Origin of the sequence: Vibrio sp. 1CM2L, from assembly GCF_023161695.1 — a bacterium.
GTDB lineage: Bacteria > Pseudomonadota > Gammaproteobacteria > Enterobacterales > Vibrionaceae > Vibrio > Vibrio coralliirubri.
Window position 1 is genome coordinate 404,133 of record NZ_JALNTT010000001.1, and the last position, 15,665, is coordinate 419,797.

At 45.5% G+C, this 15,665-nt stretch carries 11 protein-coding genes; 6 read left to right on the plus strand and 5 right to left on the minus strand.

Going from position 1 to position 15,665, the window contains the following annotated elements:
• Window positions 1–49: 49 nt before the first annotated feature.
• Together MSG34_RS01715 and pta are read right to left on the minus strand one after the other, a co-directional pair.
• Entirely contained in the window at window positions 50–814 is a 765-nt protein-coding gene (locus MSG34_RS01715; RefSeq protein ID WP_248336109.1) for a sulfite exporter TauE/SafE family protein, read from the minus strand.
• 65 nt (window positions 815–879) lie between these two features.
• Window positions 880–1,953 carry a phosphate acetyltransferase gene (pta, locus tag MSG34_RS01720; RefSeq protein WP_248336110.1) on the minus strand — a complete coding sequence of 358 codons (1,074 nt, stop codon included), beginning with the start codon at window positions 1,951–1,953 and terminating at the stop codon, window positions 880–882.
• 154 nt (window positions 1,954–2,107) lie between these two features.
• Between pta and MSG34_RS01725 the strand changes: the two genes are divergently transcribed.
• Together MSG34_RS01725 and MSG34_RS01730 are read left to right on the plus strand one after the other, a co-directional pair.
• Complete coding sequence (locus MSG34_RS01725) at window positions 2,108–2,896, plus strand: IclR family transcriptional regulator (protein WP_248336111.1); 789 nt, start codon at window positions 2,108–2,110, stop codon at window positions 2,894–2,896.
• Between the two features lie 216 nt (window positions 2,897–3,112).
• Complete coding sequence (locus MSG34_RS01730) at window positions 3,113–4,540, plus strand: NAD-dependent succinate-semialdehyde dehydrogenase (protein ID WP_248336112.1); 1,428 nt, start codon at window positions 3,113–3,115, stop codon at window positions 4,538–4,540.
• A 211-nt stretch (window positions 4,541–4,751) separates the two neighbouring features.
• Here MSG34_RS01730 and MSG34_RS01735 read toward each other — a convergent pair whose 3' ends face one another.
• The gene (locus MSG34_RS01735; protein WP_248336113.1) at window positions 4,752–6,935 is read right to left on the minus strand and encodes a malate synthase G; all 2,184 of its coding nucleotides are present in this window, start codon (window positions 6,933–6,935) and stop codon (window positions 4,752–4,754) included.
• Between the two features lie 155 nt (window positions 6,936–7,090).
• Window positions 7,091–8,044 (minus strand): LysR family transcriptional regulator, encoded by a 954-nt coding sequence (locus MSG34_RS01740; RefSeq protein ID WP_009845781.1) that lies wholly within the window; start codon window positions 8,042–8,044, stop codon window positions 7,091–7,093.
• Window positions 8,045–8,185: 141 nt separating this feature from the next.
• On the opposite strand from MSG34_RS01740, the gene MSG34_RS01745 reads away from it, so the two are divergent.
• Both MSG34_RS01745 and MSG34_RS01750 read left to right on the plus strand, forming a co-directional pair.
• Window positions 8,186–9,784: an isocitrate lyase gene (locus tag MSG34_RS01745; RefSeq protein WP_012600243.1), complete on the plus strand. Its 1,599-nt coding sequence runs from the start codon at window positions 8,186–8,188 to the stop codon at window positions 9,782–9,784.
• Between the two features lie 196 nt (window positions 9,785–9,980).
• Window positions 9,981–10,559, plus strand: coding sequence for a hypothetical protein (locus MSG34_RS01750; protein ID WP_017067975.1), 579 nt, complete (start codon window positions 9,981–9,983; stop codon window positions 10,557–10,559).
• A 102-nt stretch (window positions 10,560–10,661) separates the two neighbouring features.
• Here MSG34_RS01750 and MSG34_RS01755 read toward each other — a convergent pair whose 3' ends face one another.
• Window positions 10,662–11,054 carry a cystatin domain-containing protein gene (locus tag MSG34_RS01755; RefSeq protein WP_048614685.1) on the minus strand — a complete coding sequence of 131 codons (393 nt, stop codon included), beginning with the start codon at window positions 11,052–11,054 and terminating at the stop codon, window positions 10,662–10,664.
• A gap of 667 nt (window positions 11,055–11,721) precedes the next feature.
• Between MSG34_RS01755 and MSG34_RS01760 the strand changes: the two genes are divergently transcribed.
• Window positions 11,722–12,951: an acyl-homoserine-lactone synthase gene (locus MSG34_RS01760; protein WP_248336114.1), complete on the plus strand. Its 1,230-nt coding sequence runs from the start codon at window positions 11,722–11,724 to the stop codon at window positions 12,949–12,951.
• On the plus strand, window positions 12,944–15,553 hold the full coding sequence (locus MSG34_RS01765) for a hybrid sensor histidine kinase/response regulator (protein WP_248336115.1): 2,610 nt from the start codon (window positions 12,944–12,946) through the stop codon (window positions 15,551–15,553). The genes MSG34_RS01760 and MSG34_RS01765 overlap by 8 nt, the downstream gene beginning before the upstream one ends.
• The last annotated feature ends 112 nt before the right edge of the window (window positions 15,554–15,665 follow it).

A 15,665-nucleotide genomic window follows, 5' to 3' on the forward strand; every position in this document is an offset into this window, starting at 1 on the left:
GAGAATCAAGCCCTCCTCCTTCAAAGATAATTTTGATAAAGAAAACGTTCTAAGCCAAAAACAACGACCATACAGAGACCGCCATCAAGTACCCACCAATCAACATCAACACAATAAACACTAACTTCCTGAGTTGATCATTAGACAACGGCGGTGGGAAACGTCGAGCAAACATAGTGACAAGTGCAACCAAGGGAACAGCAATAGCGGATAACCACAGTATGCTCGCTTCCATGTCACCTGCAGCGTAGACATTGACAGTACGGGACATCGACGTACAAGCGAACACCATCAGCAGTGTGCTTCGCACCAGATCGAGCGTAAAAGGTTGCCGATAGAGATGATAAACAATCGGTGGACCTGCCATCCCAAATAACCCACCCGCGAGCCCAGAACTAAAACCTGAGACAAGGAAAGATACGGTTGCCGAACGGTCCTTTCTGGTTTTAGGTTTAAACATAAAACTCAAACCTGCGAATAGCACCATCGCACCCAATAGTCCTCGGAGAATATGCGTTGCCGAATCGCTTAACTCGTCCAGCAAGTACACCCCCATCGAAACGCCGGGAATAATACCGATGACCAACACCACCAGAATTTTGAGTTCCCCAAGTAGTGGCTTACCCATCAATGCAACCAAACAATTGAACAAGGTCACAATACTGACCACAGCGGCTATAACGGGTAAGGAAACCAGATTAAGGCTAACCGTTAAACCAATCACGATGATACCGAGGCCAAATCCGGTGACAGTTTGAAAATAGGTACCCACCGCGATGGTGGCAAGAATAGCGAGTAAAACAGGTAACTCCATCAGCAGTCCTAGTTGGGTTGTTTGGGTTTGATTCGAATTTGAGTGCTAGATTCAGGAGCGAGATGTTAATACCTAAAATCAAACGTCGACTCTTGTCTTTCTTCAACCTCAGCTTCAGTATCAACCTTAGAGTCAGACACTTTCCCTTGCTGCGCTTGTACCGCGGTCACCGCGATCACATTAAAGATGTCTTGTGCGCAACACCCTCTTGATAAGTCATTCGCAGGTTGATTCAACCCTTGTAATAGTGGACCAATTGCAACTGCCCCGCCTAACCTTTCCGCAAGCTTATAACCAATATTGCCTGCTTCTAAATTGGGGAATATCAATACGTTCGATTGACCTTTCACCTCTGAGTCGGGCAGCTTTTTCGCCGCTATTTCAGTGACAATCGCCGCATCAAGTTGGACATCTTGATCGACGGCGATTCCAGGGCAACGTTGTTTCACGAGTTGAGCAGCATTACGAACCTTATCGACCGATTCGTGCTTAGCACTGCCGTTGGTCGAAAACGACAGCATTGCGACTTTAGGTTCTTCCATCAGTAGCGTTTGAGCACTGTTTGATGCGGCCACTGCAATCGATGCTAGCTCGGTTTCATTGGGGTTAATCACCAAACCACAGTCACTGAAAATCATGCCGCCTTTAAGATTATGGAAAGGCTCACACAACATCATCAGAAAAAAACTGGACACCAATTCACTGTCTGGCGCGGGGCCGATAATCTGAAGCGCAGCTCGCACCACATCAGACGTGGTATAAACCGCACCATTAACTGTGCCATCCACCAGCCCCTCTCTGACCATCAAATTGGCAAAAACGAGTGGGTCTAGAACCAGCTCTAGGGCGTCATCATAAGTCATGCCTTTGGCTTTTCTTAATGTATACAGCCGCTCAGCGAGCACCTCTTTGAGTGACGACGCCTGTGGAGAAACAATATGAATGCCAGCGAGGTTAATGTGGTGCAGTTCTGCAGCAGCGATGATCGCCGATTCATCGCCCACGAGTGTGATGTGAGCGAGCTGTTTGTCGATTGCCATTCTTGCAGCAGCTAGCACTCGCGGGTCCTCAGCTTCACTCAAAACAACACGCTTACGATCTAAATGAGCTTTATCAATAATCCGTTCAATCGCCTTCATCTTTAAATTCCATTTATTGAGATTAATTGTTCCATAATTTACATTTATATTATTGGAATAATAAAAAAGGTCAAACTTTATTCAGATAATTGAAGAATAATGAATTGGTATGTACACTCTTAGGCATAGACATATCGCAAGGATGAATCACTGTATGCAAACAGAAACACCGCAAGTTCAAGGGGATACACCGACCCTCCGACTTTTTGCACTATTAGAGGTGATAGCGCAAAAAGACGAGTTTATTTCTCTGCAAGGTTTAGTCGAAGAGACTGGATTGCCAAAACCCACGCTGCACCGAATGCTTCAGCAATTAGAAGCCGCGGGCATCATTCAACGAGACGGCGACGAAAAGCACTACAGCTCAGGCATTCGACTCAGAAAACTTGCCGAAAACCTACTTTTGAATAGCACCATGCACAGCGCCCGACGCACCATCCTTGAAAATCTAAGGGCAGAAGTCGGTGAGAGCTGTAACCTGACGGCTCTTTCAAGTGGTGAAATCATCTATCTCGACCGTGCAGAAACTGAAGCTCCCCTTCGCTTTCACCTGCACCCCGGCTCTCGCGTTCCCGTGCACTGCTCGGCTACCGGCAAACTGTTTTTAGCACACATGTCTAAGTCGCAGCGCAGACGATTAATTGAAAATGTGCCGCTGACTCAATACACAGTAAACACGATTACCGACTATTCGACTCTAGAGAAAGACATTGAAGAAGCGAAAATCCAAGGTTTTGCTATTGATGACGAAGAGTTTTTACCAGGCTTAGTCTGTATCGCTGTGCTGATACCCTCACCAACAGGTCAATCAAACCTAGGCCTAGCGATACAAGCACCTGTGATTCGAGTGAAACCAGATGAAGCAATAAAATTCTTGCCCGCACTTCAAAAGGCAGCAAAAGCGCTAGGGAAGATCGAAGCTGATAATTGGAGTCAGCAGTAAGCACTTTCTTAGAGAATCTCGAAGTCCATGACTTAGCTGATCATGGATTTCAAAAGCCCTACTTTGGTAAACAATGCTTGCGCAAACAAGGGCTTCAAAACTATCGAATTAACGACCACAATCTGCGACTAATCAACATTTGGTCGAAGTGATCTGAACACTCGCCAACCCGCACATCAGCAACACGTCTAAAGTAATCACGACAAAGGAATCACGATGCTAAACATTGATAACCAGCACTTACTCTCTTTTATGGTGACAGAAGCGAACAACGCAGTTGCAGTCACAAACCCAGCAACGGGTGAACTCATCGGGCACGCACCGGTATCATCAGAAACAGAGTTAGCGAACGCGATTGAACAAGCTCATGTAGCGCAGAAAGAGTGGGTAAAAATTCCTGCTAAATCTCGTGCTGCACTGCTTCATCGCTGGCACCAATTGATCCTTGAAAACAAAGATGACCTTGCTCGAATCATGACAATGGAACAAGGTAAACCGTTAGCAGAAGCGGCAGGCGAAGTCGTGTATGGCGCGAGCTTCATTGAGTGGTTTGCAGAAGAAGCGAAGCGCACTTATGGTGATTCCATTCCTAGCACAATCGCTGGTAAACGCTTGGTGACCATCAAGCAGCCTATTGGTGTCGCATGTGCAATTACGCCATGGAACTTCCCTATTGCAATGATCACTCGTAAAGCGGCTCCTGCCTTAGCAGCGGGTTGTAGCTTTGTCGTGAAACCTTCAGATGAGACACCGCTTTCTGCGTTTGCTGTGGTTGAACTGGCTTATCAAGCGGGTATCCCTAAAGATCTACTTCAAGTGGTGCTTGGTGAAAGCCCTGAACAAGTGGGCAACCTATTCACTTCGCATCCGTTGATCAAAAAAATCTCTTTCACTGGGTCGACCCGTGTGGGCAGTATTTTGATGGCTCAAGCAGCAAAAGGCATCAAACGCACCTCAATGGAACTTGGCGGTAATGCACCTTTTATTGTATTTGACGATGCTGACATCGACGCGGCCGTTCAAGGCGCAATGGCGTCGAAGTTCCGTAATGCAGGTCAAACATGTGTCTGTGCAAACCGATTCTACGTTCACAGTAAAGTGTACGATGAGTTTGTGGCTAAATTCGATCAAGCGGTTCAGCTGCTTAAGATTGGTAACGGTTTAGATGAGGGTGTCACGATTGGACCTGTTGTCAGCCTTAATGCGAAGAACAACATCCAAGCTTTGATAAACCGAGCGATTGAACAAGGTGCTGCGCCTGTCACGCCAACTCAGGAGCTTAATGGGCTTTTCATTCAACCTGTTGTTCTTAAAGATGTAAAACACAGCATGGACATCGTTCAACAAGAGATCTTTGGCCCAGTCGCGCCTGTGATGAAATTCGACACGGACGAAGAGCTTATCGAGATGGCCAACGATACGATTTATGGTTTGGCGTCTTACTTCTACAGTCAGAACATCCACCGAGTGTGGAACATTGCAGAAGCGCTTGAGTACGGTATGGTCGGTATTAATGATGGCCTAATCTCAACCGAGGTAGCGCCTTTTGGTGGTGTGAAACAATCAGGTATTGGCCGTGAAGGTGCGAAAGAAGGCATCGATGAGTACATGGACATTAAGTATCTTTGCTTTGGCGGAAAATAAGGTTGGTAGTAACTAAGTTCTGGCAGTGATTAGGGCTCGGAAATACTTAAGTCTTAGCGAGCACTAAACTGCCCCATTATCCCTCCCTTCCCACCACAAGAATGAATCAAAAAAAAGCCGCGCTATAAAAGCGCGGCACCTTGGGCTCGGTTAAAGGGGATTTCTTTTTTTAGTATTTTACATTCTCTGTTTTTGTTATTCGGTTGCTTCGCTATTCCTGCGCTTTCAGCTTTAGACGCATCGCGTGCAGCACTGGCTCGGTATAACCACTCGGCTGAGCACAGCCTTCAAATACCAACTGGCACGCTGCTGAAAACGCAATGCTGTTTTCAAAATCAGGCGCCATATTTTGGTAGCTTGGATCCCCTGCATTTTGTTCATCAACCACTGCTGCCATGCGCTTCATGGTTTTCATTACTTGGGCTTCCTCGCAAATGCCGTGACGTAACCAGTTAGCGATGTGTTGACTTGAAATTCGCAGCGTTGCACGGTCTTCCATTAATCCCACATCGTTAATATCAGGCACTTTCGAACAACCTACGCCTTGGTCAATCCAACGAACTACGTAACCAAGAATACCTTGCGTATTGTTGTCCAGTTCGTTTTGGATATCTTGAGCAGTCAGCTTTTGATTGCCTAACAATGGGATAGTAAGAATATCGTCAACATTTGCTCTCACACGCTCACGAAGCTCTTTCTGACGGCTAGGAACACTCACCTTGTGATAGTGCAAGGCATGCAGAGTCGCCGCAGTTGGAGAAGGAACCCAAGCGGTATTGGCACCGGCTTGTGGGTGTCCAATTTTCGCGTCCATCATCTTCGCCATGTTATCTGGTTCTGGCCACATACCTTTACCAATCTGGGCTTTACCTTGCAGGCCACAAGCTAAGCCAAGATCAACGTTTTGATCTTCGTATGCGCCAATCCAAGTCATGGTTTTAAGCTGTGTTTTAGGAGCAAACGGACCCGCTTCCATACTAGTGTGGATCTCATCACCCGTTCTATCTAGGAAACCTGTGTTGATAAACACGACACGGTCTTTGGCTGCGCGAATACACTCTTTCAAGTTCACAGAGGTACGACGCTCTTCGTCCATAATGCCGACTTTAATGGTGAAGCGTTCTAAACCTAGTGCATCCTCAATGCGACCAAACAACTCATTGGTGAAAGCCACTTCTTCAGGGCCATGCATCTTAGGTTTAACTATATTGATGCTGTTCGCGGTCGAGTTTTGGTACGCGCTGTTGCCTTTTAAATCATGCATCGCGATTAGCGAAGTGATCATGCCATCCATAATGCCTTCAGGGACTTCGTTACCGTCAGCATCAATAATGGCAGGGTTGGTCATCAGATGGCCCACGTTGCGGATGAACAACATGCTGCGACCTTTCAGCGAGATCTCGCCTCCCGTCACACTGGTGTATTGACGATCGGGATTTAGGTTACGAACGATGGTTTTGCCGTTTTTCTCTAGCGACTCTTGTAAGTCACCTTTCATCAAGCCTAACCAGTTACGGTAAGCCAATGCTTTGTCTTCACCATCAACCGCTGCTACCGAATCTTCACAATCCATAATGGTGGTGAGAGCCGATTCTACCAACACATCTTTAATGCCAGCTACATCGACGCTACCAATCGGTGCGCTTGGGTCAATTTGAATTTCGATATGTAAATTATTGTGTTTCAGCAGAATACTTGAAGGGGCACTCGCATCACCTTGATAACCAATGAACTGGTTGCGATCAATCAGAGTGACTTCTTCGCCGTTATCTAAGGTCGCTGTCAGTGTATTGCCAATGCTGACGTTGCTGATGCTGTATTTGGTGACGTCTTTATGAGAGACACCGTTGAGAGGTGCAGCATCATCAAGGAAACCTCGAGCGTAGCTCACCACTTTAGCACCGCGTACCGGGTTAAAGCTTCCTCCCTTTTCCGCGCCGTCACTTTCACTGATGACATCGGTTCCGTAGAGCGCATCGTATAAACTGCCCCAACGCGCATTAGCCGCGTTAAGTGCAAAACGTGCATTCATAATAGGTACAACAAGCTGCGGACCCGCTTGTGTTGCAATTTCAGGCTCAACGCTGGCAGTAGTTACTTGAAAGTCATCACCCTCAGAAACGAGGTAGCCAATTTGCTGTAAGAACTGTTTGTACTCGGCCGCATCTAGCGTTTGTCCCGCACGCTCTTGGTGCCAAACGTCAATTTGATGTTGAAGATCTTCACGCTTGATAAGCAGTGCGCGGTTCTTGGGAGCCAAGTCTTCAAGGATAGTTGAAAATGATTGCCAAAAGTCTTCAGCGACAATGCCTGTTCCAGGAATGACCTGCTCATTAATTAATTGGTAGAGGGTGCTATCAATGTTCAAGCTTCCCTGTTGAATACGACTGCTCATAAAATCTCTCTCAAACTAACTGATGACTACTCATTAAATCTACGTAACTGGTTTAAATTTACGTTACTAGATTAAACTTACGCAACGGACATAAATTTAGCTAATTTATGCCAGTTATACTGGATATTCACAAAAAAAATACCCTACAAACTGTGTTATTCCGTCACTCCACTCTCGATTTCATTGGCGACACTTTTAATCAAGCGACGCATCCACTGGTGATCGGGATTGGTTTGCAACAATGGACTCCATGCCATCTTCACCTCAAAGGGTTCAATCGCAAATGGCGCAGGCTTGATCAACAATCTAGGGTTATTGCGCTGCAGTTGAGCCGCTTTGGTTGGAATGGTCAGGATCAGATTCTTTTGTTGTGCGAAGAGAATCGCCGACAAATAGTGTCGAGTAAACACCGTGATATTGCGCGTTTTACCAATGCGCATTAATGCTTCATCTATCCAACCAAGCTTTTGCGCTTCGCTTGGGTTGATCCCAACTCCGGTTCCCATTCCGGTCTTACTTACCCAGATATGTTGCGCCTTTAGATAAGACAAAATATCGAAGTTGTCGGCTATTGGGTTATCACAACTAAATAGACAAGAAAACCCGTCGTGCCAAAGGCTCATCTGATGGAACGACTGTGGGATATCGTCAAATCGGTTGATAATTATATCAACGGTACCTTGCTCTACATCCTGATAGCTCACATCACTTGGCGTCATTATATCCAGTCGTATTTTCGGTGCTATCTCGCTCAGTTTTTTCAATAGCGGCTGAATAATGGTCGACTCTGCATAGTCACTCGCCATGATACGAAACACGCGTTCACTGTCTTCTGCATTAAACTCTGTGGTCGGCTGCAGTGTCTTCTCTACATTCGCCAAGATGTTTCGAATCAGTGGCTGCAACTTGTGCGCGCGTTCGGTCGGTATCATCCCTTCACTTGTTCTCACTAATAGCGGGTCTTCAAACAGATCACGCAATCGGCGAAGGCCATTACTCATGGCTGGTTGAGTAATACCCAATTGATTTGCTGCTCGTGTAACGTTTCTTTCACGTAGCAACATGTCTAAATACACAAGTAAATTAAGGTCTATACGAGCAATATTCATAAGAAAAATACCGAATATAATAACTATAAATTAACAAAATTATCACATACATGATTATTATTTGTCCATGGTTAGATTTAATCCAAATCAAATGACCTCGCCAAATTGGCCAACATGTCCACGTGAAACTAAGGAATAGTTATGTCGCAAATTACACAAGATATCGAAATGATTGAAGTTGCAAAAAGCGCTGCTGGTGCTCCATGGGATGCAATTAACCCTGAATCTGCTGCTCGTATGCGAGCTCAAAACAAATTCAAAACAGGTCTGGATATTGCGCAATACACGGCAGATATCATGCGTGCAGACATGGCGGCTTACGACGAAGACAGCTCTCAATACACTCAGTCTCTGGGTTGCTGGCATGGTTTCATCGGCCAACAAAAGCTGATTTCTATTAAGAAGCACTTTGATGGCAAGACTGACCGCCGTTACCTATACCTTTCTGGTTGGATGGTTGCTGCTCTTCGCTCAGACTTTGGTCCACTTCCAGACCAATCTATGCATGAGAAAACCTCCGTTGCTGGCCTAGTAGAAGAGCTATACACCTTCCTACGCCAAGCCGATGCTCGTGAACTGGGTGGTTTATTCCGTGAGCTAGACGCTGCGCGTGAAGCAGGCGATGTGAACCTACAAGACCGTATCCAAGACAAAATCGACAACCACGTGACACACGTAGTGCCAATCATTGCCGATATCGATGCTGGTTTCGGTAACGCAGAAGCGACTTACCTAATGGCTAAGCAGATGATTGAAGCGGGTGCTTGTTGTCTACAAATCGAAAACCAAGTAGCCGATGAGAAACAATGTGGTCACCAAGATGGCAAAGTTACAGTTCCACACGCTGACTTCCACGCAAAACTTCGTGCGCTTCGTTACGCTTTCCTTGAGCTAGGCATCGACAACGGCATCATTGTTGCTCGTACCGATTCTCAAGGTGCTGGCCTAACAAAAGAAATCGCGGTAGTGAAAGAGCCGGGCGATCAAGGTGACATCTACAACTCTTACCTAGATGTTGAAGAGATTGATGTTGCAGATATGGCAGAAGGCGATGTTTGCTTCAACCGTGACGGCAAGCTAGTTCGACCTAAGCGTCTACCTTCAGGTTTATACCAATTCCGCCAAGGTACTGGTGAAGATCGTTGTGTATTTGACTGTATCGAAGCAATCAATGCAGGTGCTGACCTACTTTGGATTGAGACTGAGAAACCACACATCGGTCAAATCAAAGAGATGATGGACGGCGTACGTGAAGTACACCCTAATGCGAAACTGGTTTACAACAACTCTCCATCATTCAACTGGACGCTAAACTTCCGTCAGCAAGCTTACGATGCGATGGTAGCAGAAGGTAAAGATGTTTCAGCTTACGACCGTGCAAGCCTAATGAGCGCGGAATACGATGAAACTGAACTGTCTGCAAGCGCTGACGAGAAGATCCGTACATTCCAAGCAGACGCATCACGTGAAGCGGGTATTTTCCACCACTTGATTACTCTACCGACTTACCACACAGCTGCGCTGTCTACTGACAACCTAGCGAAAGAGTACTTCGGCGACCAAGGCATGTTAGGTTACGTTGCGAATGTTCAGCGTAAAGAAATCCGCCAAGGCATCGCATGTGTTAAACACCAAAACATGTCTGGTTCTGACATGGGTGATGACCACAAAGAGTACTTTGCTGGTGAGAACGCACTAAAAGCTGCAGGTGAAGCGAATACATCGAACCAATTTGATTAATCGCTAACGCTAAAGCCTCCCCCGTCCTTCTCTCTTACTTAGGTAAGATCCGGGGGAAGGCTTTGAGATAAAGCTTGTACTGCCAGCTTTATCTCAAAGCCTCAGATTTGTGTTCCACACCACGGTTAACCGAACAACTTCTGTTTAAGCTAACTGTATACATATTTGTTCAGATTCCTATTTGTTGAGAGTGCCTATGACTTCAATACCTACACACCTACAAGATGCAAAAACACTGTTATCAGAGAATGGTTTCGCGACGGGTGATACTTGGTATCACGGCACATCTTCAGCTTTATTAGCTTCTATTCAAGGCCAAGGCCTAAAACGCTCTGGTGACAAAGCGCTCAACGAAGCAGCTTCAAAAACCATGGCGACCATCGGCAACAACTATACCGAATCGGTTGAGCCAGTATTTCTCACTCAGAGTAAAGAACTGGCGTATTACTGGGCTCAACAAACCGTTCGTGAGCGAGGCGTTCGATTCGAAGGTGAAGAACAACCTATCGTATTAGCGGTAAACCTATCTGAAAAGCAACGCGCCAAAGTAAGACCGGACGTGGGCGCAATGAGCCTATTGATGATGAGTGTGGGTGAGCAATTCATGTCTCACCTCACTGAAATTTATCAAGCCAACAACATTGCAGGCCCCGACATCGAGCTTCGCACAGCCGATCGCATGGACTACCTCAATAAACTTGGTATGGCCTACATTGATGAAGACATCAGCCGCGCTTGTGTTCAAGAGTTAGCTGAGCCCGAGCTGGCCGACTGAAAACGTTCAGTGAATCAGTCTTCTTAAAACAAAAATGGCTCCCAATACGGAGCCATTTTTATTTGCTATCAGCCTATCTCACAAGATACAGGCACATCTAGATTATGAGCACAGAAGACCTTTCTGTGCAGGTTGCGTCATTTCGATGTCACCCTGTAGAGAACGGTAAACGATGGTGTTCCACACTTCACCATTATCCATTTCAAACTCAATAGCGTAATTCAAACCCGCGACAACCTGAGTTCGCACACTCAGAATCTGCTTGAGCTCAGCTGAAGTGTTCATTTGGCCAAGAACTGCATTTAAAGCTTGCTTAGCTTCCGGTGTGATCTCACTTTGCGACCAACCACCCGTCAGGTTTTTAGTGCTGCAGATGGGGTTCGCATTCTCTTGTGGTTGAGTTGGTACCTCTGATTTCTGACTACACCCAGCTAACGCTACGACACTAAACAAGGTTGCTATTCCAAGTAATGATGTTAATCGTACTTTCTTCATAAATTCTCTCTACCTCAATCATTTACGAGGGATTACTCGCAATAATGTTTCATATGCAGGCAAGCTTAAGCCTCGAATGTCATCACTTCATCAGGGATTATGGTGTAACTACTCTATAAACACAGGAGATTGTCAGGAAAACAAACCGAGCACTGGAGCCCTGCGTTTATCCACCTGATATTTAGAACATTAAAATGGGTAGCGAGAGAATAAGCGAGTATAAGACAGATACAATTCATCAGCTAATTAAATACCTCACACCCGAGATATTCATATTGCAATTAATAAGATGAACTCATGTTGATTTGAATTATGACATTGGTTCAAAAAATAGATATTTGAGATTATTTTATAAATTCAAAAGTTTATGCTCGGCTTAATCATGTCTGATTTTAAAACTGTGATCCAACCCTACAAGTTGTTGATAATAATGTATTTTGTTCACCTTTGAATTCATTCAAACATGGAAAATCTTTATTGTTAAGGGTGGGTGCAAGTAGTAAAATCTCACCCGATTATGCAACTTACTTCTCACACTATGGACACAAGTAAAGTTACGATTAGCTCTCTCTAAGTAACGTAACTTCAAACACATACCTAAAATCAGTGTCCTATAGATAGTGCAGATCAAATAAAAATAATTATATAAACCTAGGCTAGGTTAAACATGAAATTAACGTCGTCTTTAGGCTCACTGTTGGCTAGCAGTCTGTCTATCGAAATAAAACAGCGAGCGCTGATAGAGCTCGTCATCAGCACTTATCAGCCACATGAGCGCACTGAGCTTTTTCAAAACGTGACTGAATATCGTAGAAGCCAATTAGAATTGCTTTTCCCAGAGCATCAAAACAAAAGCTACTCTGTATTGTTTGAGGTGATGGACTACCGCGATCTGATTCTGCGCTATCCAAATACACTATCTGCAGAGATTGCTCTTCTAGAGCAGGCCGTAGGGCAGTGCTATATGCATTGGCTAGATTTCTGGTGTGAGTGTGAAATTGCTGCGATCAAAGCAAAATCTCCATTAAATCCAAGCTCTATTTCTCATGTCGACCTCCCTATCAATGACAGTGCTTATTACGGTGCGATCATCGAACAGATAGAACATGAGCCACTTTTGGTACAAACACCGAGTCACCCACAAGGAATGCTAATCAGCGATGCCATTGCTTTAAGCAATCTTGAGGTGTTCATCAAGGGTGAAAAATGGTTTGAGATGCTGCCTTTATTACACCTTTCTCAAGCAGGTAAGCATTTTATTTTGCTCAAACATCCAGTCGATGAAGCCTTTCCAACGCTGGTTTCCTCTACGCTGATTCAAGACTGGTCTAAGAATGACACTTGGCTAAGTTACGCACCGCCGTTCAGCAATGAGCAATGGCAATACTGTTTACCCAATTACGGCTACGATGAACTCGCAGGGTTACAACTTTTCACACCGCCTACACTGTCAAAATGTTACTCTCTCCCAGAATTTGACCAACAATTCCAGTTACAATTGTCCGACAAAGATGCCCTGTGTGAGGTGTTACGTCTGACCGTCAGTGGCAATACCCAACAAAAGCTCTATTTCCTCTACCTTGCTCAAAAAGAGCTGATGAGTGTATTACACCAAATAGGCTATAAGATTGGCTTCACTATTATCGAGCAACCTTTCATGCTTCAGTTTTATCAAACCATTGATTCCAATGCATACTTCCATGCTGGGTATTGCGAATTAAATGATGATGGCACAACAATTTATCGAGGGTTCTGGAATTTCGAGATGATGGTAAAAGCGTTCAATAATATCGATTTTCGGAGCTACAAACGCGCAGTGCGAGAGAGTAGAAAGTCATTAGAAAAATCGCGCTCGGCAGGAAAAACTAGCTCGGTAAAAAAGGATGAACATGTTTGATTTCGGCCTCGAGGCGATCATCTATGCAAAAGCAATCACACTGCTTGCAACCGTGGCTGTGGTTGTCATGTGGTTGTTCTATTACTGCTATCGCCTGAAACAGAAGAACGAAGTGATCGCGGGGACACACCATGCCCCTTACATCGCGTACTCGATCTGCATTGTTGCGTGGATCAGTAGTAACGCTTATTTCCATACCGACTTATTACCAGAACTTGGGGCCTCGGCCGCTGTGTTCGCCGCAAAGTTTGCCAACCTCGCCTCTTTCTTTGCCTTTGCCTTTGCTTATTACTTCTCGTGTAAACTCGCCGCCGAACAACGTAACGGTAAGGTTCATGTGTGGCAACAAGCCATTTTCGTCACCTTAACCGTCTACTCCTTCTTTATCAATTTAAGTCCGGGGTTAACCGTTGAACACGTCACCATTGCTGGCCCAAGCCAGTTCGTGATTGAGTTTGGTCCACACACGCCGTACTTCTTCATTGGGATGATAAGCTTTGTAGTGCTAACACTACTCAACCTGGTGGCCATGCGCGCCAACAGCAGCAAGCTAACTTTAGCCAAAACCAATTACATGATCGCAGGCATTTTAGTCTTCATGCTGTCTACTGCGACAATCCACCTAGGCATGACCTACTTCTTACGTGATTTCTCGCTCACTTGGTTGCCACCAGCTTTGTCGATAAGTGAAATGTTGTTCGTTGGCTATGCCCTGCTGACCTCGCGCTTCTTCAGCGTGAAATACCTGGCGTACATGAGCCTAAATGCTCTGTTGGTCTGTGCTATTTTGGTGATCCCTTTTGGCGCGATATTTATCCCGCTGACAGACGACAGTCAATGGCTCGTTGCTATCCCAATCTGTGCGATTATCGGCATCACTTGGCATGTTCTCTACAAACGCGTAAGCCACTACGCCTCACTCTTTGTCTACGGAAACAAGAAAACGCCAGTACAGCAGATCCTCTCACTAGAAGACGATTTCAAGCTGTCGATTGATGATGCAATGCGTCGATTAGGTAGCCTATTGCAGATTCCCGAAGACAAGTTGCGTCTGGTGAACAGCAACTACAACGAAACCTTCTACGAAGATTATCTGTCTACCAACAAGTCCGTTTTAGTGTTCGATGAGCTGTCTCAGGAGCTTGATTACACCGCGCCAACCAAGCGCTCGATAAAAGCCCTGTATGACAAGATGAGTTCAAACGACACCGCCTTGGTGATGCCTTTATTTGGTCAGGGGAAATCGGTCACGCACTTATTGGTCTCGTCACACAAGAGCAACGATAAGATGTTCTCTAACGAAGAGATCTCTGCACTGCAAACCTTGTTAACTCGTGTACAAAGCACCATTGAAGCCGATAGACGCATTCGCCAAAGTCGCGCTCTAGCTAATTCTATCGCACACGAAATGCGTAACCCGCTGGCTCAAGTGCAGCTGCATTTTGAGGTGTTAAAGCAGCACATTGATAACCAAGCCCCAGCCAAACAAATCCTAAAGGATATTGAGAATGGCCAGGCGGCGATTCAACGCGGGCGACAACTGATTGATATTATCCTGCGCGAAGTCAGTGACAGTACGCCTGAACACGGCCCTGTGACCATGACCTCTATCCACAAAGCCGTGGATCAGGCCGTAAGCCACTATGGTTTTGAGAATGAAAAGATCATTGAACGCATTCGTTTACCACAACACGCTGATTTTGTAGCAAAGCTCAATGAAACCTTATTCAATTTCGTTATTTTCAACCTGATACGTAATGCTATCTATTACTTTGATTCTTATCCAGAAAGCCAAATTGAGATCAGCACCAACACAGGGCCTTACGAAAACGTTCTGATATTCCGAGATACTGGCCCAGGCATTGACGAAGCCATTGCACATAAGATCTTTGATGACTTCTTCTCTTACCAAAAAAGCGGTGGTAGCGGCCTAGGGCTCGGTTATTGCCAACGTGTAATGCGTTCATTTGGCGGCCGAGTTGAGTGCCACTCTAAACTTGGGGAGTTTACTGAGTTCCACCTGTACTTCCCTGTGGTACCCAATGCACCCAAAGCAGACGCACTTCGTACGCCTTACTTCAATGATTGGAAAAGTAATCAAAACGCAACTGAAAACAAAACCAACGCAGAAGCTAAGCCAGATAACCAAGCGGAAACGCAAAGTTCAGAACCAACAAGTACCCTAACCCCAGAGAACCATTTGGCTCCAACCGTGCTTATCGTCGATGATAAAGAAGTACAACGCACGCTTGTTCAGATGTACCTGAGTCGACTTGGCGTCAATAGCTTACAAGCCAAAAACGGTGAGAATGCCGTCGAGCTGTTCAAAACACACAAGGTCGATTTGATCTTAATGGACGTACAAATGCCGATAATGAATGGGTTTGACGCAAGCCAAATCATCAAGGCACGCTCTCCTCAAACGCCAATCATTGCTTTGTCTGGCGAATCAGGACAGCACGAGTTAGATATGATCAGCAAGTTGATGGATGGTCGCCTAGAGAAACCTACCTCTTTGAACGCGCTGCAACACGTGCTCGATAACTGGCTTGAAAAAGGCTGGGCGTCGAATGCTTCCAAAGAAGCCGAAGGTGAAGAGTAGATGGCTAATGGCTAATGGCTAATGGCTAACAAGTTAATCAACGACTTATAAAAAATCCCCTCAAGAAAGGTTCTTGAGGGGATTTTTATTTGGGAACATTTCAGCCATTAGA

What these genes read in the sequence shown, in the direction of transcription:
- MSG34_RS01760 (WP_248336114.1), top strand. Translation starts at nt 11,722, where the DNA reads ATGAAATTAACGTCGTCTTTAGGCTCACTGTTGGCTAGCAGTCTGTCT.
- MSG34_RS01765 (WP_248336115.1), top strand. Translation starts at nt 12,944, where the DNA reads ATGTTTGATTTCGGCCTCGAGGCGATCATCTATGCAAAAGCAATCACA.
- pta (WP_248336110.1), bottom strand. Translation starts at nt 1,953, where the DNA reads ATGAAGGCGATTGAACGGATTATTGATAAAGCTCATTTAGATCGTAAG.
- MSG34_RS01745 (WP_012600243.1), top strand. Translation starts at nt 8,186, where the DNA reads ATGTCGCAAATTACACAAGATATCGAAATGATTGAAGTTGCAAAAAGC.
- MSG34_RS01735 (WP_248336113.1), bottom strand. Translation starts at nt 6,935, where the DNA reads ATGAGCAGTCGTATTCAACAGGGAAGCTTGAACATTGATAGCACCCTC.
- MSG34_RS01755 (WP_048614685.1), bottom strand. Translation starts at nt 11,054, where the DNA reads ATGAAGAAAGTACGATTAACATCATTACTTGGAATAGCAACCTTGTTT.
- MSG34_RS01750 (WP_017067975.1), top strand. Translation starts at nt 9,981, where the DNA reads ATGACTTCAATACCTACACACCTACAAGATGCAAAAACACTGTTATCA.
- MSG34_RS01740 (WP_009845781.1), bottom strand. Translation starts at nt 8,044, where the DNA reads ATGAATATTGCTCGTATAGACCTTAATTTACTTGTGTATTTAGACATG.
- MSG34_RS01715 (WP_248336109.1), bottom strand. Translation starts at nt 814, where the DNA reads ATGGAGTTACCTGTTTTACTCGCTATTCTTGCCACCATCGCGGTGGGT.
- MSG34_RS01730 (WP_248336112.1), top strand. Translation starts at nt 3,113, where the DNA reads ATGCTAAACATTGATAACCAGCACTTACTCTCTTTTATGGTGACAGAA.
- MSG34_RS01725 (WP_248336111.1), top strand. Translation starts at nt 2,108, where the DNA reads ATGCAAACAGAAACACCGCAAGTTCAAGGGGATACACCGACCCTCCGA.